The organism is Sphingomonadaceae bacterium OTU29LAMAA1 (genome assembly GCA_024072375.1).
GTDB lineage: Bacteria > Pseudomonadota > Alphaproteobacteria > Sphingomonadales > Sphingomonadaceae > Sphingomonas.
Window position 1 is genome coordinate 3656228 of sequence record CP099617.1, and the last position, 22294, is coordinate 3678521.

The 22294-nt window shown below is 66.4% G+C and carries 20 protein-coding genes; 11 read left to right on the plus strand and 9 right to left on the minus strand.

Translation table 11 applies throughout. The features are described from left to right. Positions 1-242 precede the first annotated feature (242 nt). Positions 243-1490, plus strand: coding sequence for an N-acetylmuramoyl-L-alanine amidase (locus NF699_17530; GenBank protein ID USU04808.1), 1248 nt, complete (start codon positions 243-245; stop codon positions 1488-1490). Between the two features lie 37 nt (positions 1491-1527). Here NF699_17530 and NF699_17535 read toward each other — a convergent pair whose 3' ends face one another. After that, complete coding sequence (locus tag NF699_17535) at positions 1528-2436, minus strand: zinc metallopeptidase (protein ID USU04809.1); 909 nt, start codon at positions 2434-2436, stop codon at positions 1528-1530. Between the two features lie 109 nt (positions 2437-2545). Between NF699_17535 and NF699_17540 the strand changes: the two genes are divergently transcribed. Together NF699_17540 and NF699_17545 are read left to right on the plus strand one after the other, a co-directional pair. Then, positions 2546-3331 carry a 3-hydroxybutyrate dehydrogenase gene (locus tag NF699_17540; protein USU04810.1) on the plus strand — a complete coding sequence of 262 codons (786 nt, stop codon included), beginning with the start codon at positions 2546-2548 and terminating at the stop codon, positions 3329-3331. Next, complete coding sequence (locus tag NF699_17545) at positions 3328-3942, plus strand: DUF4893 domain-containing protein (GenBank protein USU04811.1); 615 nt, start codon at positions 3328-3330, stop codon at positions 3940-3942. Before NF699_17540 ends, NF699_17545 begins: the two co-directional genes overlap by 4 nt. Here the strand turns inward: NF699_17545 and NF699_17550 are convergent. Further along, the gene (locus tag NF699_17550) at positions 3939-4604 is read right to left on the minus strand and encodes a hypothetical protein (GenBank protein USU04812.1); all 666 of its coding nucleotides are present in this window, start codon (positions 4602-4604) and stop codon (positions 3939-3941) included. The two genes, NF699_17545 and NF699_17550, sit on opposite strands and share 4 nt — an antisense overlap. A gap of 120 nt (positions 4605-4724) precedes the next feature. On the opposite strand from NF699_17550, the gene NF699_17555 reads away from it, so the two are divergent. Beyond that, positions 4725-5540, plus strand: coding sequence for a DUF1206 domain-containing protein (locus NF699_17555; GenBank protein USU04813.1), 816 nt, complete (start codon positions 4725-4727; stop codon positions 5538-5540). 3 nt (positions 5541-5543) lie between these two features. Here the strand turns inward: NF699_17555 and NF699_17560 are convergent, their stop codons facing one another. Then, on the minus strand, positions 5544-6509 hold the full coding sequence (locus NF699_17560; protein ID USU04814.1) for a cation diffusion facilitator family transporter: 966 nt from the start codon (positions 6507-6509) through the stop codon (positions 5544-5546). 346 nt (positions 6510-6855) lie between these two features. Here NF699_17560 and NF699_17565 point away from each other — a divergent pair, with 346 nt between their 5' ends. Together NF699_17565 and NF699_17570 are read left to right on the plus strand one after the other, a co-directional pair. Continuing rightward, entirely contained in the window at positions 6856-8244 is a 1389-nt protein-coding gene (locus NF699_17565) for a short-chain fatty acyl-CoA regulator family protein (protein ID USU04815.1), read from the plus strand. A 137-nt stretch (positions 8245-8381) separates the two neighbouring features. Further along, positions 8382-9974 (plus strand): isocitrate lyase, encoded by a 1593-nt coding sequence (locus NF699_17570; GenBank protein ID USU04816.1) that lies wholly within the window; start codon positions 8382-8384, stop codon positions 9972-9974. A 77-nt stretch (positions 9975-10051) separates the two neighbouring features. Here NF699_17570 and NF699_17575 read toward each other — a convergent pair whose 3' ends face one another. From NF699_17575 to NF699_17585, 3 genes are read right to left on the minus strand one after another with little or no spacing between them, the layout of a single operon-like run. After that, positions 10052-11002 (minus strand): aldo/keto reductase, encoded by a 951-nt coding sequence (locus NF699_17575; GenBank protein ID USU04817.1) that lies wholly within the window; start codon positions 11000-11002, stop codon positions 10052-10054. Beyond that, positions 10999-11190 (minus strand): hypothetical protein, encoded by a 192-nt coding sequence (locus NF699_17580; GenBank protein USU04818.1) that lies wholly within the window; start codon positions 11188-11190, stop codon positions 10999-11001. Before NF699_17580 ends, NF699_17575 begins: the two co-directional genes overlap by 4 nt. A gap of 27 nt (positions 11191-11217) precedes the next feature. Beyond that, entirely contained in the window at positions 11218-11589 is a 372-nt protein-coding gene (locus tag NF699_17585) for a hypothetical protein (GenBank protein USU04819.1), read from the minus strand. Positions 11590-11687: 98 nt separating this feature from the next. On the opposite strand from NF699_17585, the gene NF699_17590 reads away from it, so the two are divergent. The 4 genes from NF699_17590 to metH all read left to right on the plus strand — a co-directional run bounded on the left by NF699_17590 (position 11688) and on the right by metH (position 17554). Then, positions 11688-12641 (plus strand): metalloregulator ArsR/SmtB family transcription factor, encoded by a 954-nt coding sequence (locus NF699_17590; GenBank protein ID USU04820.1) that lies wholly within the window; start codon positions 11688-11690, stop codon positions 12639-12641. Then, the gene (metF, locus tag NF699_17595) at positions 12638-13579 is read left to right on the plus strand and encodes a methylenetetrahydrofolate reductase [NAD(P)H] (protein USU04821.1); all 942 of its coding nucleotides are present in this window, start codon (positions 12638-12640) and stop codon (positions 13577-13579) included. The genes NF699_17590 and metF overlap by 4 nt, the downstream gene beginning before the upstream one ends. A gap of 125 nt (positions 13580-13704) precedes the next feature. Next, positions 13705-14751: a homocysteine S-methyltransferase family protein gene (locus tag NF699_17600; GenBank protein ID USU04822.1), complete on the plus strand. Its 1047-nt coding sequence runs from the start codon at positions 13705-13707 to the stop codon at positions 14749-14751. A 127-nt stretch (positions 14752-14878) separates the two neighbouring features. Then, complete coding sequence (metH, locus tag NF699_17605; protein USU04823.1) at positions 14879-17554, plus strand: methionine synthase; 2676 nt, start codon at positions 14879-14881, stop codon at positions 17552-17554. 106 nt (positions 17555-17660) lie between these two features. Here metH and NF699_17610 read toward each other — a convergent pair whose 3' ends face one another. Next, the gene (locus NF699_17610; protein USU04824.1) at positions 17661-18869 is read right to left on the minus strand and encodes a cation:proton antiporter; all 1209 of its coding nucleotides are present in this window, start codon (positions 18867-18869) and stop codon (positions 17661-17663) included. Between the two features lie 209 nt (positions 18870-19078). Here NF699_17610 and NF699_17615 point away from each other — a divergent pair, with 209 nt between their 5' ends. Beyond that, positions 19079-20005 (plus strand): right-handed parallel beta-helix repeat-containing protein, encoded by a 927-nt coding sequence (locus NF699_17615; protein USU04825.1) that lies wholly within the window; start codon positions 19079-19081, stop codon positions 20003-20005. A gap of 14 nt (positions 20006-20019) precedes the next feature. On the opposite strand, the gene NF699_17620 is transcribed toward NF699_17615, so the two are convergent. After that, positions 20020-20472, minus strand: coding sequence for a hypothetical protein (locus NF699_17620; protein USU07144.1), 453 nt, complete (start codon positions 20470-20472; stop codon positions 20020-20022). 61 nt (positions 20473-20533) lie between these two features. After that, positions 20534-22225, minus strand: a complete 1692-nt coding sequence (locus NF699_17625) for an alkaline phosphatase family protein (GenBank protein USU04826.1) — start codon at positions 22223-22225, stop codon at positions 20534-20536. Positions 22226-22294: the final 69 nt, after the last annotated feature.

Here is a 22294-nt window from a genome sequence, read left to right on the forward strand (position 1 = left end):
AAACCCGACCCAGGAAGGGCCGGGGACCTGTGCTTCGCGTCTTACGGATAGCGCGCGTCGCACGGGTGCAGTCCGTTGGTAGCATCGGACCCGACGCACCGCAACTGGCAGGAACTTGCCGGCCGACGCGGCAAAATAATGCCGAATTCCGGATTAACCTTGCCGGGCAACTCCGCGTTCGCACCCCGGCATCTAGAACAAACCCCGGCGATCGCAGGAGAATCGTCAAAAGGGGTTTGGTAATGGCTTTTCGCTGGACCCGCGCATCGTCTGCGCGGCAAGGACGCCGTGTGTTCGCGCTCTTCGCCCTGATCGCCGGCTGGCTGACGAGCGCGCCCGCGTGGGCAGCGACCGCCATTCGCAGCGTCGTGGTGCAGGACGGATCGATCGTCATCCGCTTCGACGGGCGTGTCGGCGACGCGACCGGCATCATCCTGGACGGGACCCGCCAGATCGCCGTCGATGTCGCAGGCGCCTTACCGGGCGTGCGGGCCGCAACCGGTGGACCGGTAAGCGGTGTACGCCAGCTGCGTCAGGGAAGCGGCACGCGCCTGTTGTTCGATCTCGCGCGTCCGGCGATTCTGGGCGATGGCGGGTTTGACGCGGACGGGCAGAGCCTGACGCTGTCGCTGGAGCCGGTCAGCGCCGCGCGTTTCGCCGCCGCCAGCGCGGCCGGGCCGCTCAGCTTCATGGCATTCGACTTCGGCGACTGGGCCGCCAAGCCGAAGTACAAGGTATCGATCCCTGTGCCGCCGCCCGCGCGCGGCGTCGCGCTGCCACGGGTGCGCGGTGACGACAGCCGCCCGTTGGTGGTGATCGATGCCGGTCATGGCGGCGTCGATCCGGGTGCGATCAATCCCGAGACCGGCCTGCGCGAAAAGGACGTGACGCTGCGGATCGCACAGGCGATTCGTGACGAACTGCTGGCGACGGGCCGCGTCCGCGTGGCGTTGACGCGGGACGACGACCGTTATCTGGTGTTGCGTGAACGGTACGGCATCGCACGCCGGCTGAAGGCGAGCCTGTTCATCTCGGTTCATTGCGACAGCGTCGGTAGTGGCGATGCCTCCGGTGCCTCGGTCTACACGCTGTCCGAGGTCGCGTCCGACAAGGAGGCCGCGCGGCTGGCAACGCGCGAGAACAAGGCGGACGTCATCTCCGGCGTCAACCTGGGAGATGCCGGTGCGGACGTGTCATCGATCCTGATCGATCTGACGCAGCGCGAGACGATGAACACCTCCGCCAGTTTCGCCCGACTTCTCGGGCGTGAGGCCAAGCCGCTGATCCCGACGAAGCCGGTGTTCCATCGCATGGCGTCGTTGATGGTGCTGAAAGCGCCGGACATGCCATCGATCCTGTTCGAGACGGGCTATATCTCCAATCCGTCGGATGCGGCGTTTTTGGATAGCCGGCAGGGGCGCGAACGGATCGCGGAGAGCGTAACGAAGGCGGTGGAAGTACATTTCGCGCGGCAACTGGCAAGCCGCTAGTCGGGATCGCCCCCTCCCTTGCGGGAGGGGGACTGGATCAGATCGCGCCGGAGAAGGTGTCACACTGGGCCGGGTCGCCCGTCGTCAGGCCGCGTTGCAGCCATGCCTGACGCTGCGCCGACGTGCCGTGCGTGAAGCTGTCGGGAACGACCCGGCCCTGGCTCTGCTTCTGGAGCGTATCGTCGCCGATCGCCTGAGCCGCGGTGAGACCCTCTTCGAGATCGCCGGGTTCCATCCGACTGCGGTTCTGCGCCGCCCACACCCCGGCATAGCAATCCGCCTGTAGCTCCAGCCGCACCGAAGCGGCGTTGCCTTCCGTCTCGCTGCCGCGGCGCTGGATCTGCTGCACCTGATCGGACGTGCCGAGCAAATTCTGGATGTGGTGGCCGAATTCGTGCGCGATCACGTAATCCTGCGCGAAATCGCCCTTGGCGCCGAAACGCGTGGCGAGCTCGTCGAAGAAGCTGGTGTCGAGATAGATGCCCTGATCGGTCGGGCAATAGAAGGGACCCATCGCCGCCTGCGCCGCGCCGCAGCCGGATTTGCCGCTGCCACCGAAGAAGACGAGCTTGGGTTCCTGAAAGCGCTGGCCGGCTTTTTCGAACAAGGCGGTCCAGGTGTTTTCCGCGGACTGGAACGCGTTGCAGGCCGCCTTGCTCTGCGGCGTCAGGTTGCAGCTCGATGCGACATCGGTGCCGGCGCGCTGGCTGGTCGGCGCGGACACCTGACCGCCGCCACCGCCGAGCATGCCGCCGAGGTTGCCCAGCCCGCCGAACACCGCGAACAACAGCAGCACCACGACGATGCCGCCGCAGCCAAAGCGACTGCCGATCAGCGGCAGCAGACCAAACAGCAATCCGCCGCCGCCACCGCCGCCACCGCCGAAGCTCTGGCCCCTTTGATCCTCGACATTGATATCATTGGGATCGAAATCGTCGAGGCGCATGGCAGGCTCCGTTTTGCTTGCGTTACGAAATGCGCGAACCGTACCGACGGTTGCAACGTTTACCGTGACGACGCAGGACGACTCGCGTTCATCAGGAGATCCCATCGCCATGTTCCTCAAGGGCAAGACCGCGCTCATCACCGGCTCCACCTCGGGTATCGGCCTTGCCTATGCGCGCGCCTTCGCCGCCGAAGGCGCCGCGGTGATGATCAACGGCTTCGGTGACGCCGACCAGATCGAGGACATCCGGGCCGAGCTGGCCGCCACCAGCGGCGTGGCTGCGCTGTATGATGCGGCGGACATGACGAAGCCGGACGAGATCGCGGCGATGGTCGACCGGGCGGCCCGGGAGACGGGAAGCGTCGATATCGCGGTCAACAACGCAGGCATCCAGCACGTCGCGCCGATCGAAAGCTTTCCGGACGATAAAATGGAGGCGATCATCCGCATCAACCTTCTGTCGGCCTGGTACGTCGCAAAGGCGGCGATACCGCATATGAAGGCGAAGGGATGGGGACGGATGATCACCACCGCCTCGGCACACAGCCTGGTCGCGAGCCCGAACAAATCGGCCTATGTCATGGCCAAGCACGGGATCGCCGGCCTGACCAAGACGCTGGCGCTTGAGACGGCGCAGCAGGGCATCACCGTCAATTGCATCTCGCCCGGCTATGTCTGGACACCATTGGTCGAGGCGCAGATCCCCGACACGATGACGGCGCGGGGCCTGACGCGCGATCAGGTGATCAACGACGTGCTGCTCGCCGCGCAGCCGACCAAGGAATTCGTCACGCCGGAACAGGTTGCCGCGTTGGCGCTGTTCCTGTGCCGCGACGAGGCGAAGGCGATCACCGGTGCGAACATGTCGGTGGACGGCGGCTGGACGGCGGCATGACGGCATGGCGCCTTGCCGTGCCCGTGCTGTTGGCCGCGGCGATGGCATCGCCGGCGACCGGTGCGCAACGCGATGTCGATGTCGACTGGCGCAAGGTCGCGACGAAGCAGGATCGCGAGCGGCTGCGCGGCTGGCGTGATGCGTGGATCGAAGCGCTGGGCAAGGTGCGTACGACGCGCAACGGCGCCGCCGCACTGGCGCAAGACGCGGCGCTGTTCGATCCCGACCGGTTGATTCAGGGAGCGGCGCTGACGCCGGGGTCCTATCGCTGCCGGATGTACCGGCTGGGCGGTGTCGGAGCGGGAGCGCGGGTGCTGCTCAGCGGCGGATGGGCCGGATGCCGCGTCACGGAAAATGGCCTCGTCCGTCGTTTCGTGACCGATGGTGCGCAGCGGGCGAGCGGCAATCTGTTCGACAGCACCGACTCCCGTACCGTCTTTCTCGGCACTCTGGCGCTTGGCGACGAGGACAGGCCGATGCGTTACGGCCGCGATGCGCGTCGCGACATGGCGGGGCTGGTCGAGCGGATCGGGCCGGACCGATGGCGGATGGTGCTGCCGTTCCCCGGTTTCCAGTCCACGCTGGACGTGATGGAAATCGTGCGCGGTTAGTTGACTGTCGCGGGCGCCGTCGCCGGATCGGGGGCGACCGTCGGCCCAGCGGTGATCGGCGGCCCCGCTCCGATCGGCGGCCCCGCTCCGATCGGCGGCAATGACGCGAGATACGCCTTCCCATGCATGTTGACGATCGTCACCCGCCCCGGATTGGCCTCTGCTACCGCCTTCAGGTAGGAACGCGGCTTCTTCATCAATCCGGGCTGGTCGAGACCCGACAGGCCGGCGATTCGTGCCGCTTCCTTGACGAAATGAACGCAATTGCGATTGTTGAGGTTGTAGTGCCCATCACCCGTCTTTTCGTCCCACGCGGCGATCAGCGTCAGTATCTCGGCATATTGCGCATCGCTGAGCACGAGCGAGAACTGGGCATCGCTGCCAGCGATATAACCGGGTTTGGATATGTCGAGCCGGCCGGCGACGGTTCCCATCAGTATCTTCGGTGACACCGATTTGGCCGTGAAGCCGTAATTGACGTCGACCGGGTTACCGCCTGCGTCGGGCACACCGCGCAACGTGAAGAAGGTATGCGGGAAGCTGTTGCCGAGTTCGTGGCTCCAGAAGGTGATCGTCACCGCCGCCCATGCCGGCGCAGATCCGAAGATCGAGCCGAGCAGCAGCAATGTGGCGAGCAACGGGCGCAGAAGTGAGCGGTGCATGGAGGCGATGATATCCGCATCGCCGCGTCACCCGCAATCGCGATTCGCGCGGTGATGCCGTCACGCTGCCGGAACGATCGTGCAGCGCGGCGGTTGGCGGCGTCGAACGGGAGACGCGGCATGACGGCGAAAGCAAAAACGAACGACATCAACGGACTGGAGATGGCGGCGCGGCTTGGCTTCGCTGCGCGTGCGGTGACCTATGGCGCGATCGGCTATCTGACGCTGCGGCTTGGCCGGACGGAGGACAATCAGGGCGTGCTCGGATTCGTGCAGAGCACCGGCGGCAGTATCGTGCTGTCGCTGATGGCACTCGGTTTCGCGGGGTACGGCCTGTGGCGATTGTCCGAGGCGGCGGTGGACAGCGAAGGGCAGGGCAGTGGTGCGGGCGGCATGGTCAAGCGGCTGGGGGGTGCGATCTCCGGCGCAATCCACCTGGGGCTGTGCTGGGCGGCGGTGCGGCTGCTGGTATGGGGCGAGCGGAGCAGCGGCGACAGCGCCGAATGGGGGGCATCGACCGCGCTGCGCTTCCCCGGCGGCGAGGTGGCGTTGATCCTGGTCGCGATCGTGCTGCTCGGTCTTGGCATCTATCAGGCGGTCAAGGCGGTTAAGCTTGGCTTCCTCAAGCATCTGAAGCCGGCGGCGGCGGCAAGGCCTTGGGTCGGCTGGGTCGGCCGTGCCGGTTATCTGGCGCGCGGCATCGTGTTCGCTGCCACCGCATTGTTCATGGTGCAGGCGAGCATGAACAGCCGCGCCTCGGCAGCCGGGGGGCTGGAGCAGGCGCTCGACCGCTTTCCCGAATGGCTGCGGTTGCTGGTCGCGGCGGGACTGTTGCTGTTCGGCGTGTTCAGCGCGGTGGAGGCGGTCTATCGCCGGATCACCGATCCGCAGGTCGTCGAACGGCTGACCCGCGGTGCGGCGAGGATCGTCGGCTGAGCGTCACGGCTGCTCCGGCGGCCGGATGGTCGCCAGCGTCGCGGCATTTTCATGCTTTTCCGGGCGGATGTAGATCGAGCTCAGCATCGGCACGGCGATGCGGAGCTGGTCCTCCATTTCCTCAATCAGTCGCTCGCCATCGCCCATCGTCACGCTGTCGACGAAATCCGCGCTGACCGCGACGAAGATCGCATCGGGCGCGGTGTGGATCGTGCGGACGTGGTTCACCGCCGTCACCGCCGGGTGGCGGGCGATGATGTTGCGCACCGTCTCGACAACCTGAGGGTTGGCTCGTTCGCCGATCAGCAGGCCCTTGGCCTCCCGCGCCAGAAGTACCGCAACCAGACCCAGGATCAGGCCGATGACGATCGAGGCGACGCCATCGATGCGCGGATCGGCGAATGCATGGCTTGCCCAGACGCCGATCCCGGCGATGACCAGGCCCGCGAGTGCCGCCGAATCCTCGAACAGGACGATGAAGCCCGCTGGGTCCTTGCTTTGACGGATCGCGCGCCACCAGCCGCTGTCGCCCTTTGCCTTGCGAAATTCGCGCATGGCGATGAACCACGACGATCCTTCGAGGGCGAAAGCGATGACGAGGACGATATAGTTGACCAGCGGATCGCTGAGTTCCTCCGGCTCGACGATGTGCAGATAGCCTTCGTACACCGATACGCCGGCGCCGACCGCGAAGATCAGGATCGCGACGACAAATGCCCAGAAGTAAAGCTCGCGACCGTAACCGAAGGGGTGGATCGTGTCGGGCTTCTGCCTGGCGCGATGCTGTCCATAGAGCAGCAGGATCTGATTGCCGCTGTCGACGCAACTGTGCACGCCCTCGGTCAGCATCGACGACGATCCGGTGATACCCGCCGCGACGAATTTCGCGACGCCGATCCCGAGATTGGCAGCGAGCGCACCGTATAGAACGATATTCTCGCGGATGCGGGCGGTCAGTCCTTGACTCATGCGGGGTCCTCGTCGGCGTCCGGGGCAGTGTGGAGGCGATACGCGCGAAGGGACGATGGGGTCCGACCGGCGTATCCGCAGCCGCCTCGCCACGCCGTCTGTGCCGCGATCATATCGCACGAGCCCTGAAACGGAATGACCGCCGGAGCACGAAGCGCCGGCGGTCACCTTTCCTCCCCAGGAAACTTTCGAAATTCCGTTAGCTACAGAGTGGGCTTCGGGGCAGTGGGCGGTGACCGGCAAGCGAGGTCATGGTGTATACCGCGCAGACAGTGACACTGGTCATGCTGTAAGGAATTGACAAGTCGCGTTGCATACCGGACCTTCTGTACCGGAAGGAGCTGCGGTGGCGGATCGGAAATTGTTTGCTGGCCATGCGGTGCGACGGCTGCGGCGACAGGCCGGGCTGACGCAGGCGGCAATGGCGGAGGTGCTGGCGATTTCGTCGAGCTATCTCAATCTGGTCGAGCGCAACCAGCGGCCGTTGTCGGCGGCGCTGCTGGTCAAGCTGGCCGAATCCTACGACTTCGATCCACGTGCCTTGACTGCGGGAGAACCGGGTGGCGGCGAAGCGGCAATGCGGCGGCGGCTGGCAGACCCGATATTCGCCGACCTTGAGATCGATCGGAACGAGGTGGGCGAATGGCTCGCCGGCGCCCCCGGCGGGGCGGAGGCTTTCGCGCGCGCCTATGATAAATTGGGTGCCGGTGGCGGTGGTGGCGCTTCGGAGGGCGTCGATCCGGTAGCGGAAGTGCGGCGCGAGATCGAGCGGTGGCGGGGGCATTTCGCCGATCTGGACAGTGCGGCGGAGGCGCTGGCAGACGAATTGCGGCTGGGGGCGGGCGACCTGTATGGTGCCATTGCCGAGCGGTTGCGGGTCAAGCACCAGCTTACCATCCGCATCCTGCCCGTCGATGTCATGCCCGACCTGTTGCGGCGGCTCGACCTGCATGCGCGGCAGGTGCAGTTGAGCGAGGTGCTCGATTCGGCGTCGCGGACCTTCGCCGCGGCGTATCAGCTCGCGCAGATCGAGGCGCGGGCGGAGATCGAAGCGCTGGCCAAGGGGGCGGCGTTTGCGGATCGATCGTCGGAGCGGTTGTTCCGGCGGCACCTCGCCAGCTATTTTGCGGCGGCGGTGATGATGCCGTACGCGCGGTTCCTGCGGGCATGCGAGACGACGGGATACGACCTCGAACTGTTGCAGCGGCGGTTCGGGGCGGGGTTCGAGCAGGTGGCGCATCGGCTGACAACGCTGCACCGGGTGGGTGCGCGGGGGCTGCCGTTCTTCCTGATCCGGATCGATCGGGCTGGGCAATGTTCGAAGCGGTTCTCGGGCGCGAGCGCCTCACCGCTGGCGGAGGCGGAGGGACGGTGCCCGTTGTGGCGGTTGCATCATGCCTTCGACAGGCCGGGGGCGCTGGCGGTGCAACTGGTCGAACTGGAGGACAAGGCGCGGTGGTTGACGATCGCGCGGACGGTGACGCCGCAGCGGCGGCGCTATGGCGGGGTGCTCGCCGAATTTGCGGTGGGGATCGGTGTCGCGGCGGAACTGGGGGGCGCGCTGGCGGTAGCGCGGGGGGTCGATCTGAAGGGGGATGCGACGCCGATCGGACTGGGGTGTCGTGCCTGCCATCGCACCGATTGCCCGCAGCGTTCGGCCCCGCCGGCGGGGCGGGCGCTGCTGATCAACGAGCGCGATCGGGGGGTGTCGGGGTTTACCTTCGCGGGCGACTGATTGTAAACAGTCACACCGAAATACAATGTTTAGTCATGAAATGTTACAGCTTCACGCTGTTTATGTTGGCGTATCGGCTGTAGTGTCTGTGAAGTTCAGTACACATCCTCGCATTCGTACAGAGTGAGGACGTGGACATGACGTATCAGCAGCAGATCGGCACCGCCAGCCAGACCATCGGTGCGCAGGCGACCTGGGGCGGGATCGACGCGGAGTCGGTCGCGCGCATGCGCTTGCAAAACCGCTTCCAGACCGGGCTCGACATCGCGCGCTATACCGCCGCGATCATGCGCCGCGACATGGCGGCCTATGACGCCGATCCGGCGGCGTACACGCAGTCGCTGGGCTGCTGGCACGGCTTCATCGGCCAGCAGAAGATGATCAGCATCAAGAAGCATTTCGGCACGACCGACAAGCGCTACCTGTACCTGTCGGGCTGGATGGTCGCGGCGTTGCGCAGCGATTTCGGGCCGCTGCCCGACCAGTCGATGCACGAGAAGACGAGCGTGCCGGCGCTGATCAAGGAGCTGTACACGTTCCTGCGGCAGGCGGATGCGCGCGAGCTGAGCCTGTTGTTCCGCGATCTCGACCATGCGCGCGATGCGGGTAATGAAGTCGAGGCGCAGCGGCTGATGCAGGCGATCGACAATCACCAGACGCATGTCGCGCCGATCATCGCCGATATCGACGCCGGCTTCGGCAATGCCGAGGCGACGTATCTGCTGGCGAAGAAGATGATCGAGGCGGGAGCGTGTGCGCTCCAGATCGAGAATCAGGTCAGCGACGAAAAGCAGTGCGGCCATCAGGACGGCAAGGTCACCGTGCCGCACGAGGACTTCCTCGCGAAGGTGCGCGCCTGCCGCTACGCATTCCTGGAGCTGGGCGTCGAGGACGGCATCATCGTCACGCGTACCGACTCGCTGGGCGCGGGCCTGACCAAGCAGATCGCGGTGAGCAAGACGCCGGGCGATCTGGGCGACCAATATAACAGCTACCTCGATTGCGAGGAGGTGACCGACCTGTCGACGATCAACGGCGACGTCATCATCAACCGCGACGGCAAGCTGATGAAGCCCAAGCGGCTGCCGTCGAACCTGTTCCAGTTCCGCGAGGGCACCGGCGCGGACCGCTGCGTGATGGATTGTATCGCGTCGTTGCAGAATGGTGCGGATCTGTTGTGGATCGAGACGGAGAAGCCGCACATCGAGCAAATCGCATCGATGGTCGATCGCATCCGCGAGGTGATCCCGAACGCGAAGCTGGTCTACAACAATTCGCCGAGCTTCAACTGGACGCTGAACTTCCGCCAGCAGGTTTACGACGCGTGGGTCGAGGCGGGGCGTGACGTCTCGGCGTACGATCGGGCGCGGCTGATGTCGGTCGATTACGACGGGACCGAGCTGGGGGCGGAGGCGGACGAGCGCATCCGCACGTTCCAGAAGGACGCGGCGGCGCGGGCGGGGATCTTCCACCACCTCATCACGCTGCCGACCTATCATACCGCGGCGCTGTCGACGGATAATCTGGCGAAGGAGTATTTCGGCGACGCGGGCATGCTGGGGTACGTCAAGGGCGTGCAGCGGAAGGAGATCCGCGAGGGGATCGCGTGTGTGAAGCACCAGAACATGTCCGGGTCGGACATCGGTGACGATCACAAGGAGTATTTTGCTGGCGAGGCTGCGCTGAAGGCGGGCGGGGCGCACAATACGATGAATCAATTCGCGGCTTGAAGCCTGCTCACTGCCTCTCCCCTTTGGGAAAAGGGTCGGGGTGAGGGGTTCTCCGACGGGGAGAGGGCTATCGCTTTTTAGGCACCGGCGGTGTCGAGGCGGTCTAGCTGGTTCTTGGTCAGCTTCAGCTCCATTGCGGGGAGCAGGTCTTCCAGCTGGTCTACCCGCGTTGCGCTGGCGATCGGGGCCGTCACGCCCTCCTGTGCGATGAGCCATGCCAGCGCGATCTGTGCCAGCGTTGCGCCGGTTTCCTCGGCAACCGAGTCCATCGCCTTCAGCACCGCGGCGCCTTTGCCCTCGAGCAAGTCGGCCATGCGGCCACCGCGGACGCTCTGGCCAAGGTCGTCCTTCGACCGGTACTTGCCGGTGAGGAAGCCGGAGGCGAGGCCGTAATAGGGCAGCACGCCGATGTTTTCGGTGATGCAATAATCCTGCAACTCGCCCTCGAACTTGTGGCGGCTGACGAGGTTATATTCGGGCTGGAGGACGTGATAGCGGGGCAGGCCGCTCGCCTTGGCTGCGTCGACCGCGGATTTCAGGCGTGCGGCGTGGAAATTGGAGGCGCCGAGGACGCGGACCTTGCCGGCGTCGATCAGCTTGCCGAACGCTTCGAGCACCGCGTCCTGCGGGACGGCATCGTCGTCCTGATGCGCGTAATAGAGGTCGATGCGGTCGGTGCCGAGTCGCTTGAGCGACGCTTCCGCTGCGGCGGCGATGCGGGCGGGGGCGAGCTTTTCGCCGCCGTCGCCGGGTAGCATGCCGACCTTGGTGGCGATCAGCACCTGGTCGCGCTTGCCGCTCGTTTTCAGCCATTCGCCGATCATGGCTTCGGACTCGCCGCCGCTGTGGCCGGGGACCCAGGCGGAATAGACGTCGGCGGTGTCGATCATCGTGCCGCCACCCGCGACGAAGGCGTCGAGCACGGCGAAACTGGCGGCGCGATCCGCGGTCCAGTCGAAGACGTTGCCGCCGAGCACCAGCGGCGCGATCTGGAGGTCGGTGGAGCCCAAGCGGCGTTTGGCGGTCATGATCCGGTGTCCGTATCGTCGGCGGTCGCGGCGTTGAGGTCGATGCTGTTCGCGTCGAGCATCGCGGCGGCGTCGTTGAGTTGTTCGGCCTCGTCGGTGGTCACCGCGCCGGGGTCGTCGCTGCCGCCGCCGGAGCAGGCGGCGAGCAATAGCAGGGGAAGCAGTGCCGACGGGACTGAACGTGACATGCGATACTGCTCCCCCGACTGCAAAGCTTAATCCTTCAACGAACGGCCGGCGCGTTCAAGCGCGTTGCCGGTCGCGTCCACCGCGCGGTCGGCAGCAGCCCCGGCGCGGTCGGCACCGTTGGCGATCGCCGTACCCGCACGGTCGGCCCCGGCATCGAGGCGCTCGCCGGTGCGATCGGCGGCGGCACCGACCGTGGCGCCGGCATTGTCGAGGCTGCGCTCTGCCGAGCCGAACGCCTGATCCGTCGCCGCATCGACGTCGCTGACCGCGTTGCGGGTCGTCGCTTCGGTATCGGCGGCGATCGCGTTACCGGCTTCGGCGGTCTCGTTCTGCGCGCTCGGGCTGCAGGCGGCGAGGCCGAGGGCCACGGGGGCGGCGAGGATCAGCAGGCGTTTCATCTTAATCTCCCTCAAGAACTAACCGCATGCAAACGCAGTCCGGCCGGTTCGGGTCCGCGTTGACCCCATATAAAGATATCTTTATATGTTGATGCGACATGACCCTCGCGCTCGACATCTTCCGTGCCTTAGCCGACGCCACGCGGCTGCGCATCTTTTCGCTGCTGCGGACGATGGAGCTGTCGGTGGGGGAGCTGGCGCAGGTGCTGGGGCAGAGCCAGCCGCGGGTCAGCCGGCATGTGAAGATCCTGTGCGACGCCGGTCTGGCGGAGCGGCGCAAGGAGGGGAGCTGGGTGTTCGTCGCTTTGGGTAAAGCCGCCGCGACGCAACCGGTGGCGGCGGCGATCGACCAGTGGAACAAGGCCGAGCCCGATCATTGGGCGGTGGCGGATGCGGCGCGGCTGGCGGCGGTGCGCGCGGATCGCGCGGCGAGTGCGGCGCAATGGTTCGAGGGCCATGCCGACGAATGGGATGCGATCCGGTCGCTGCATATCGCGGAAGATCAGGTCGAGGCGGCGATGGCGGGGGTGTTGGGGGATGGGCCGCTCGGCAGCCTGATCGACATCGGCACCGGCACCGGGCGGATGCTCGAGGTGTTCGGTGGCCAAGCGGACAGCGCGCTGGGGATCGACCGGTCGTCGGAGATGCTGCGGCTGGCGCGGGCCAAGCTGCACGACCGGCCCAATACGGAATTGCGGCAGGCGGATCTGTACGCGCTGCCGATGGCGGATGGTGCGGCGGATGTCGCGATCCTGCATCACGTGCTGCACTTCGCGCAGCAGCCGGGAGCGGCGATCGCCGAGGCGGCGCGGGTGCTGGGGCCGGGCGGGCGGTTGCTGATCGCGGACTTCGCGCCGCACGATCGCGAGGATTTGCGGACGCGCGATGCGCATACCCGGCTGGGCTTTGCGGACGATCAGATCGCGGGCTGGTTCGGCAATGCCGGCCTTGGACTCGCGCAGACCGAGACGCTGAAGGGCGGGGAATTGACCGTGACATTATGGCTGGGCGTGAAGCCGGGCGCGAACTTGCGTGAGGTAAAAGCAGCATGACGATCTCGGTGAACCAGCTCGAAGAGGCGCAGATCGCGTTGAAGGCGCCGCTCTATGCGGACGTGGCCGGCGACCTCGACGTGTCGTTCGAATTCTTCCCGCCGAAGACGGAGAAGATGGAAGAGCAATTGTGGGACGCGGTGCGGACGCTGGAGCCGCTGGCGCCGAGCTTCGTGTCGGTGACCTATGGCGCGGGCGGTTCGACGCGCGAGCGTACGCATGCGACGGTGGCGCGGATTCAGCGCGAGACGTCGCTGGCGGCGGCGGCGCACCTCACCTGCGTCGAGGCGACGAAGGCGGAGATCGATCAGGTCGCCGAGGAATATTGGGCGGCGGGCGTGCGGCATATCGTCGCGTTGCGGGGCGATCCGCCCGCGGCCGGCGCGAAGTTCGCCAGCCATCCGGGCGGGTATGAGAATGCGGCGGCGCTGGTCGCGGGGTTGAAGCGGCTGCATCCGTTCGAGATTTCGGTTGCGGCTTACCCGGAATGCCATCCGGATTCGGCGGACATGGCGGCGGATATCGACAACCTGAAGGCGAAGTTCGACGCCGGCGCAACGCGGGCGATCACGCAGTTCTTCCACGAGCCCGAGACGTTCTTCCGCTATCGCGACAAGGTGGCGGCGGCGGGGATCACCGCGGAGATCGTGCCGGGGATCATGCCGGTGACCAACTTCGCCAGCGTCGTGCGGATGAGCAGGATGTGCGGGACCGAGGTGCCGGCGTGGATGGCGCGGCTGTTCGACGGGCTGGAGGATCATCCTGCGGCAAGGCAGCTGATCGCGGCGACGCTGGCGGCGGAATTGTCGCGCAAGCTGTATGCGGGCGGGGTGAAGTCGTTGCACTTCTATACGCTGAACCGCGCGGAGCTGGCGTTTGCGATCTGTCACCTGCTGGGTGTGCGATCGAAGCCGGTTGCCGCGGTGGCTGCGGCTTAACACGACGAAGCCCCTCCCCTTCAGGGGAGGGGTTGGGGTGGGGCCTATCCGCGGGCTTCGGTCTCGGTGAGATGCCCCCACCCCCAACCCCTCCCCTGAAGGGGAGGGGCTATCAAGGACAAGACATGACCATCCGCGACACGTTCCTGGCCGAGGCCGCCAAGCGCATCCTGATCACCGACGGCGCGTTCGGGACGGAGATCCAGAATTGGAAACTGTCCGAAGCGGATTATGCCGGCTCGCTGGGGCTGACCCACGACCAGAAGGGCAACAACGACATCCTCGCGCTGACCAAGCCCGAGGTGCCGGCGTCGATCCATCGCGCGTACTTCGAGGCGGGGGCGGACATTGCCGAGACCAACACGTTTTCGGCGAACCGGATCAGCCAGGCGGATTACGGCGCGGAGCATCTGGTGCGCGAGATCAACGTCGAGAGCGCGGCGATGGCGCGCCGCATTGCCGATGAGTTTCAGGCGCGCGACGGGCGTCCTCGGTTTGTCGCGGGGGCGATCGGGCCGACCAACAAGACCTTGTCGCTGTCGCCCGACGTCAACGATCCGGGCTATCGCGAGATCGACTTCGACCATCTTAAAGGCGTGTATCGCGAGCAGATCGATGCGCTGGTCGAGGGGGGCGCGGACTTCATCCTGATCGAGACGGTATTCGATACGCTCAACGCCAAGGCGGGGATCATGGCGACGCTGGACGCCGCCGACGATCTGGGCCGCGACCTGCCGCTGATGCTGTCGATGACGCTGACCGATCTTAGCGGGCGCAACCTGTCGGGGCATACGGTCGAGGCGTTCTGGCATGCGGTGCGGCATGCCAAGCCGGTGACGATCGGGCTGAACTGTTCGTTCGGGGCGGAGCAGTTGCGGCCGCATGTGAAGACGCTGAGCGAGATTTGCGACACGCTCATCATGGTCTATCCCAATGCCGGGCTACCGAACGAACTGGGTGCCTATGACGAGGAGCCGGCGACGACCGCCGGGCTGGTCGGCGAATGGGCGCAGGCGGGGCAGGTCAATGTGCTGGGCGGGTGCTGCGGGTCGACGCCGGCGCATATCAAGGCGATCGCCGACATGGCGCGCGGGGTGACGCCGCGGAAGGTGCCGGTGCCGCCGGTGCGGACGCGGCTTGCCGGGCTGGAGCCGTTTACGATGGCGGCCTGAGTAAAAAGCCCCTCCCCTTCAGGGGAGGGGTTGGGGTGGGGGACGTCGCCTCTGCCGAAACGATCGCCTGATGGGACAGGCCCCACCCCAACCTCTCTCCTGAAGGGGAGGGGCTAGAAAGATTGACATGACCACCAATTCCTCCGCCCAGTTCGTCAATATCGGCGAGCGCACCAACGTCACCGGATCGGCGGCGTTCAAGAAGATGATTATGGCGGGCGATTACACGCGCGCCGTCGAGGTCGCGCGTCAGCAGGTGGAGAATGGCGCGCAGGTGGTCGACGTCAACATGGACGAAGGGCTGCTCGACGCCGAATTCGCGATGACGACGTTCCTGAAGCTGATCGCCGCCGAGCCGGATATCGCGCGCGTGCCGATCATGATCGACAGTTCCAAATGGAGCGTGATCGAGGCGGGGCTGAAGTGCGTCAGCGGCAAGCCGATCGTCAATTCGATCAGCATGAAGGAGGGCGAGGAGGCGTTCCTGCATTACGCCCGCCGCTGCATGGCCTATGGCGCGGCGGTGGTCGTGATGGCGTTCGACGAGGTCGGGCAGGCGGATACGCAGGAGCGCAAGGTCGAGATCTGCAGCCGCGCCTACGACCTGCTCATGGGCATCGGCTTTCCGCCCGAGGACATCATCTTCGATCCCAACGTGTTCGCGGTGGCGACGGGGATCGAGGAGCATAACAATTACGGCGTCGACTTCATCGAGGCGTGCAAGGCGATCAAGGCGCGCTGCCCGCACGTCCATATCTCGGGCGGGTTGTCGAACCTGAGCTTCTCGTTCCGCGGCAACGAGCCGGTGCGACGCGCGATGCATTCGGTGTTCCTCTATTATGCGATCCCTGCCGGCATGGACATGGCGATCGTCAACGCCGGGCAGCTCGACGTGTACGACACGATCGATCCCGAGCTGCGGCAGGCGTGCGAGGACGTGGTGCTCAACCGCGATCCCGAGGCGGGCGACCGGCTGGTCGCGCTGGCGGAGAAGTATCGCGGCACCGATGCGGTCGCGGAAAAGCAGGCCGCCGAGTGGCGCAGCCTGCCGGTGACCAAGCGGCTGGAATATGCGCTGGTGAAGGGCATCGACGCGCATGTCGTCGACGATACCGAGGAATGCCGCCAGCAGTTCGCGCGGCCGATCGAGGTGATCGAAGGGCCGCTGATGGACGGCATGAACGTCGTCGGCGACCTGTTCGGCAGCGGCAAGATGTTCCTGCCGCAGGTGGTGAAGTCGGCGCGCGTGATGAAGAAGGCGGTGGCGCACCTGCTGCCCTTCATCGAGGCGGCGAAGGAGCTGGGCGCGAAGGGCAAGGGCAAGATCGTGATGGCGACCGTCAAGGGCGACGTCCACGATATTGGCAAGAACATCGTCGGCGTGGTGTTGCAGTGCAACGGCTTCGACGTGGTCGATCTGGGCGTGATGGTGCCGTGGTCGAAGATCATTGCGGCGGCGAACGAGAACGATGCCGACATGATCGGGCTGTCGGGGCTGATCACGCCGAGCCTCGACGAGATGGTGACCGTCGCCGAGGAGATGAAGCGGGCGGGCATGACGATGCCGTTGCTGATCGGCGGCGCGACGACATCGAAGGTGCATACCGCGCTGCGCATCTCGCCGGCTTATGACGGGCCGATCGTGCATGTCCTCGACGCCAGCCGTGCGGTGGGTGTGGCGACGACGCTGGTCAGCGATACGCAGCGCGATGCCTATGTGCTCGGGATCGCCGACGAATATGAAAAGGTGCGCATCGCGCGCGCCAACAAGGGGCAGAACGACCTGTTGCCGCTCGCCGAGGCGCGGGCGCGGGGGTTGAAGGTCGACATGGCGTTGAAGGCCCCGCCAGCGGCGCAACCGGGCGTGCACCGGTTCGACGACTGGGACCTTGCCGACCTGCGCGGCTATATCGACTGGACGCCGTTCTTCCGCGCGTGGGAGCTGGCGAGCAATTTCCCGGCGATCCTGACCGACGAGGTCGTCGGCGAGAGCGCGACCGGGCTATACGAGGACGCGCAGGCGATGCTCGATCGGATCATCGCGGAGAAGTGGCTGACCGCGCGTGGCGTCGCCGGGCTGTGGGCGTGCCATCGCCATGACGACGACGTCTGGGTGTATACCGAGCATCGCGAATCGCACCGCAGCCCGGATGGCGCGAGCATTCCCGAAGGGTTCCACATCCCCAACCTCGATCGCACGCAGGAGGCGACGGTGCGGCTGCCGTTCCTGCGCCAGCAGATCGCCAAGCGCGAGGGGCGGGCGAACATGTGCCTCGCCGATTTCATCGATCCGGCGGGCGACTGGATGGGCGGCTTCGCGGTCGGCATCCATGGGATCGAGCCGCATCTGGCGCGCTACAAGGCGGATCACGACGATTACAATGACATCCTGCTGAAGGCGCTGGCGGATCGCTTGGCGGAGGCGTTCGCCGAGCGGCTGCACGCGCATGTCCGCACCGATTTGTGGGGTTATGCGCCGGGCGAGCAGCTGACCAACGAGGCGCTGGTCCGCGAGCAATATCGCGGCATCCGGCCGGCGCCGGGTTATCCGGCGTGTCCGGAGCATTCGTTGAAGCGGACGCTGTTCGATATGCTGGATGCCGAGGCGAACGTCGGGCTGGAGCTGACCGAGAGCTTCGCGATGCTGCCGACGGCGGCGGTGTCGGGGTTCTACTTCGGGCATGCCGAGGCGGAGTATTTCGGCGTGGCGCGGATCGGGCAGGATCAGGTTGCGGACTATGCGACGCGGCGCGGCGTGGACGTGAAGCAGGCGGAGCGGTGGTTGCGGCCTAACCTGGATTGATCGCGCTCACCCTCACCCTATCGCCGCCTTCGGCGTCTTTTCCCTCCCCCGGCGGGAGAGGGAAGGAGCGGCGTAAGCCGCGGGAGGGTGAGGGTGAGGCGGCGCTTCAAAACCCCCGCTTGCGCAAGCCCGGATCGCGATTCAACATCGGCGCGACGATCGGGATCGTCAGCATCGTGCTCGCCACCGCCATCAGCAGCAGGGCGGTGAAGGTTTCGTTGGTGATGATGTGTTTGTCGAGCAGGATGTTGGCGAAGATGATCATGATCAGCGCCTTGGTCTGGAGCAGCCAGCCGATCGCCTTCGCATCGCCCTTCGGCCATTTGAGGACGCGGCCCGCGAGGTGGATGCCGGCGAGCTTGCCGCCGACCGAGGCGACCAGCAGCAGCGCGGCGGCGGCGAAGACCGCGGTGCCGCCGACGCCCCATTGCGTCTTGAGCCCGGTCGAGAGGAAATAGACCGGCATGATCGCGAGCAGGATGGTGGCGCGGAAACGGTCCATCCGCTCCTCGCCGAACCAATGCGCGTCGAGCACTGCACCCGCCAGGAACGCGCCGACCATGAAGTGCAGCCCGGCCCAGTCCGCCGCGAACCCGCAGGCCGCGAGCCAGATCAGCCCGACGTACCAGCGGTCGTTCTCGTTGATCGCGCGCAGCAGCCTGCGGATCGCCCAGGTCGCGATCGCGAAGCCGATGAGGAAGCCCGCCTGTCGCCCGACGCGTTCCCAGTCGAGCAGGATCAGCGCCAGCACGCCCCAGATCGCGATATCGTCGAGGCTGGCGTAGCGCAGCACGCGCTGGCCCAGCGGCGCGCGCAGGATGTCGAGCTTTTCCATCAGCAGCACGAGGATGGGGAGGGCGGTGACCGCGCACGCCATGCCGATACCCAGCACCACCTGCCAGTCGGCCCCGTCGCCCCCGCGCCAGCCGGGGAAACGCAGCATCACCATCGCGGCGAGTGCGCCGGCGACGAGCGGCACGCCCAATGCGAGGCCCGCGGTGATGCCGGTCTCGCGCCGTCGCTTCCATGCTTCGCCGACGTCGAGTTCCAGCCCGGCGACCCAGACGAACAGCATCACCGACCACCAGGCGATGCCGTTGAGCGCGCCCATCGTCGGCGCGGCGAAGACGAAGGCGTAATAGTCCGGGAACAGCGCGCCGAGGATGCCGGGCCCGAGCAGGATGCCACCGATGATCTGCACCACGACAAGCGGCGCCCAGTAATCGGTCCGCCCGACCCGCCAGACCAGCCACGGCAGCGTGAAGATGATGAGGATCGCGAGGAGGAAGACCTCCGTCGGTGACATCGCGTGCATCGTCGGCCTGCTTCCCCCCTGGCCGGCCCCCCGGCCGCCGTCTCGTTATGCCGCGGTCTAGTCGATGCGGGCGCGGGAGTGCAATCGGGCCCGCACGCGCCTCATTTCGGGACAGGTGCCGACGGCGGTAACCGGCGGGGCAGCCGAGGGCGCGCGTTAACCGTGAATGTCACTGGTTCCGGAGCGGAAGGCAGGCGCAGGACGATGGCATGACCCGCGCCATCCTCGCCCTCGCCCTGATCGCCGCGCCTGCCTTTGCGCAAAGCGGTAAGCCGTTCACCATCGCCGAGACCGGGCAGGGCTTCGACGACCTGCAGGAGGCGGTGTCGTCGGTGCGGATGGGGACGGCGACGATCAGAATCGCGCCGGGCGTCTATCGCCAGTGCGCGGTGCAGCAGGGCGGGCGGATCACCTTCAAGGCGGTCGAGCCCGGCACCGCGATCTTCGAGAAGGAGACGTGCGAGGACAAGGCGGCGCTGGTGCTGCGCGGGCAGGGATCGGCGGTAGATGGGCTGGTGTTCCGCGGCTATAGCGTGTCGGACGGCAACGGCGCCGGCATCCGCGCCGAGATGGGCGACCTGACCGTCACCAATTCCATGTTCCTCGACAGCCAGGAGGGCATCCTCGGCGGCGAGCCGACGGGGCAGCGTATCACCATCGACCGGTCGACCTTCTCGGGGCTGGGGCAGTGCGACGAGGCGGTGAATTGCTCGCACTCGATCTACCTCGGCAACAAGGGCAGCGTGACGATCACCAACTCGCGCTTCGAGCGCGGGACGGGGGGGCATTACGTCAAGCTGCGCGTGCCGAATGTGACGATCACCGACAATAGCTTCGACGATACGGCGGGGCGCAAGACCAATTACATGATCGACCTGCCTGACGGCGCACGCGGGCTGATCGCGCGCAATACGTTCGTGCAGGGGCGGGGCAAGGAGAACAGCAGCGGGCTGATCGTCGTCGCAGCGGAGAACAAGAGCTTTCCGTCGGCCGGGCTGCGCGTGGAGGACAATGACGCGCGGATGGCTCCGGGTGCGTCGGGTAGCCCGGCGTTCGTCGCGGACCTGAGCCACGAGCGGCTGGCGGTGGGGGCGAACCGGTTGGGTGCGGGGATACGCATGTTCGAGGTGCGGTGAAAGTGGTCGCGAACCTATTGCGCTACGTCTGATCGACCGGTCGTCTTAGTGCCGACGACGGAGACGGTCGCGCGTTCGCCGGCCGACATCGGCGTCACGATCTTCTTCCCCTTCCAGATGAAGTTGAAGTTGACCGGGCCGAAGAGCTTGCACACTGCGCCCTTGCCGTCCGGCAGGCACATGTTTTCCAATCGGCGATAGTCCTCCACCGTGGCGGGCTCGACCGGCGAGACGCCGACCCCGGTCGCGGACGATCCGCCGACGATGAAGCGCTGGCCGAAATTCATCGCGCTGACCGTCCATGTCGTCCGCCCGTCGGGGGCCGCGGGTCGATCGATGCCGCTATTCGTCGCCAACCGGGAGCAGAAGTCGCCCGTCACGGCAGTCGGTGAAGGCGGCATCGTCTGGCCGGTCAGCAGAATGAACGATGCGCTTACTGTCAGCTGCCAGATGCCTGTCACGATCATCATCCCCGTTGTTGTTCAAGATGCGGCTCGAAAACGCCGTTCCGCGAAGGCTGTTCGCACTTCACATCGCACACGTATCCCCCGCACCGGGATCGAGGTCCAGACACCGGCCGTCGAGCCCCTTCACCGGCAGGCCGATCGTCGCGGCGAGCGTAGGGACGATGTCGACGGTTTCGACCGACAGCGGCTGTTCAAAGCCTGCCATGCCCTTGCGCCAGAACAGGATCGGCACGCGGCGGTCGTAATCCCACGGACTGCCATGGGTTTCGACATAGGTCTTGCCCGGTGCCACCACCGAGGTGACGCGGGGCCTGAGCAGTACGAGCAGGTCGCCAGACCGCTCCGGGTCGAATGAGGCGCGGGCGCGTTCGAGCAAGGTCCAGGTTTCGGGCGGGGTGGTCGGCATCGGCGTCGCCGCGATCTGCGTGGTGGTCAGCACCGCCTCCACCCGCGGATCGGCGGCATAGCGTTTGATCGCGTCGGCAAGCACGCGGGGGCGCTGGGCGGGCGTCAGCGTGCGGGCAAGATAGACGTCGCTGTCGAAGCCGGTCTTCGATTCCGCGCTGACCAGCACCGGCCCGGCGATGCCCAACGCCGCGCCGACCGCGGCGCTCATCGCGTCGGCCTTCAGCGCGACGGGCACGTGCGCCTCCATCGGCATCGCGCGCTGCTGCTGCCGCTCGGTCATGTCGTGCGCACCGTGGTCGGCGGTCAGCACGACCTCGTAATCCACGCCCCAGTGGTCGAGCCGATCGAAGAAGCTGCCGAGCGTCGCGTCGAGCTGCGCCATCTGGATGCACATCTCCGACCCCTGCGTGCCGTTGGCATGGCCGATGTAATCGGTGGCCGACGCACCGATGGAGATGATGTCGGTCGCGGCGCCCTGACCGAGCTTCATGTCCTGGATCAGCCCGGCCGCGAGCGCGAAGACCGCGGCGTCGAAGGGGGGCGAATAGCGGAACTGCTTCACGTCGCCTGCGGCGCGTTCGAACCGCCCGGTGCCGAGCATCTGGTCGCCGACAGCGATCGGGCGCGACAGGCCGGCGCAGAAGGCGGGCAGCGGCAGCGCGGCCTGAGGCTGAGCGATCAGCGCGGCGGTTGCCGCCTTGGCGCGGGTGACGACGGCGGGTTCGGCGCGGCCGGCGTAGGTCGTGAAGGTCTTGTAGTCCCACCACCACAGCTCGTCGACCTTGTGGCCGCCCATCATCACCGCGGCGCGATCCTTGCCCGCGACCGAGACGACGCGGGTGGCGGGGCGCGCCGCCTTCATCATCTCGCCCAGCGTCGGAACCTTCAGGTGGCGATCGCTGACGGTATAGGCATTGTGGTCGGAACCGGGGACGGCTTCGTCCTCGCTGCAATAGACGTTCTTGTCGACGCGGCCGGTGCGCTGGTCGATCCAGTTGTTGGCGATGATGCCGGTGTGCGCCGGGCGCATGCCGGTGAGGATCGTCGAATGGCCGGGACACGTCTCGGTCGCGGCGTGGCTCTGATAGCCGGAGGGGAAGACCGCGCCGGTGAGCAGACGGGCGAAGCCGCCGGTGAAGTGGTTGCGATATTGCGCGAAGAGGTCGGCGGAGAATTGGTCGACCGAGATGGCGACGATCAGGCGCGGCGGCGTGCGCAACGGCACGGTGACGATCTCCGGCATCGGCGTGCCGGCCGGTGCGGGCGTCGGCGTCTGCTGCGCGAACACGGGCACGCAAGACAAAGTCGCGGAAGCGAGCAGGGCGGCGGCGATCAGCGCTTTCATCGGCGATACTCGTTTTATAGGCGTTTAAATGATCCGCGGTCGCTATGGCGGTGCGCGATGGACGGGGCA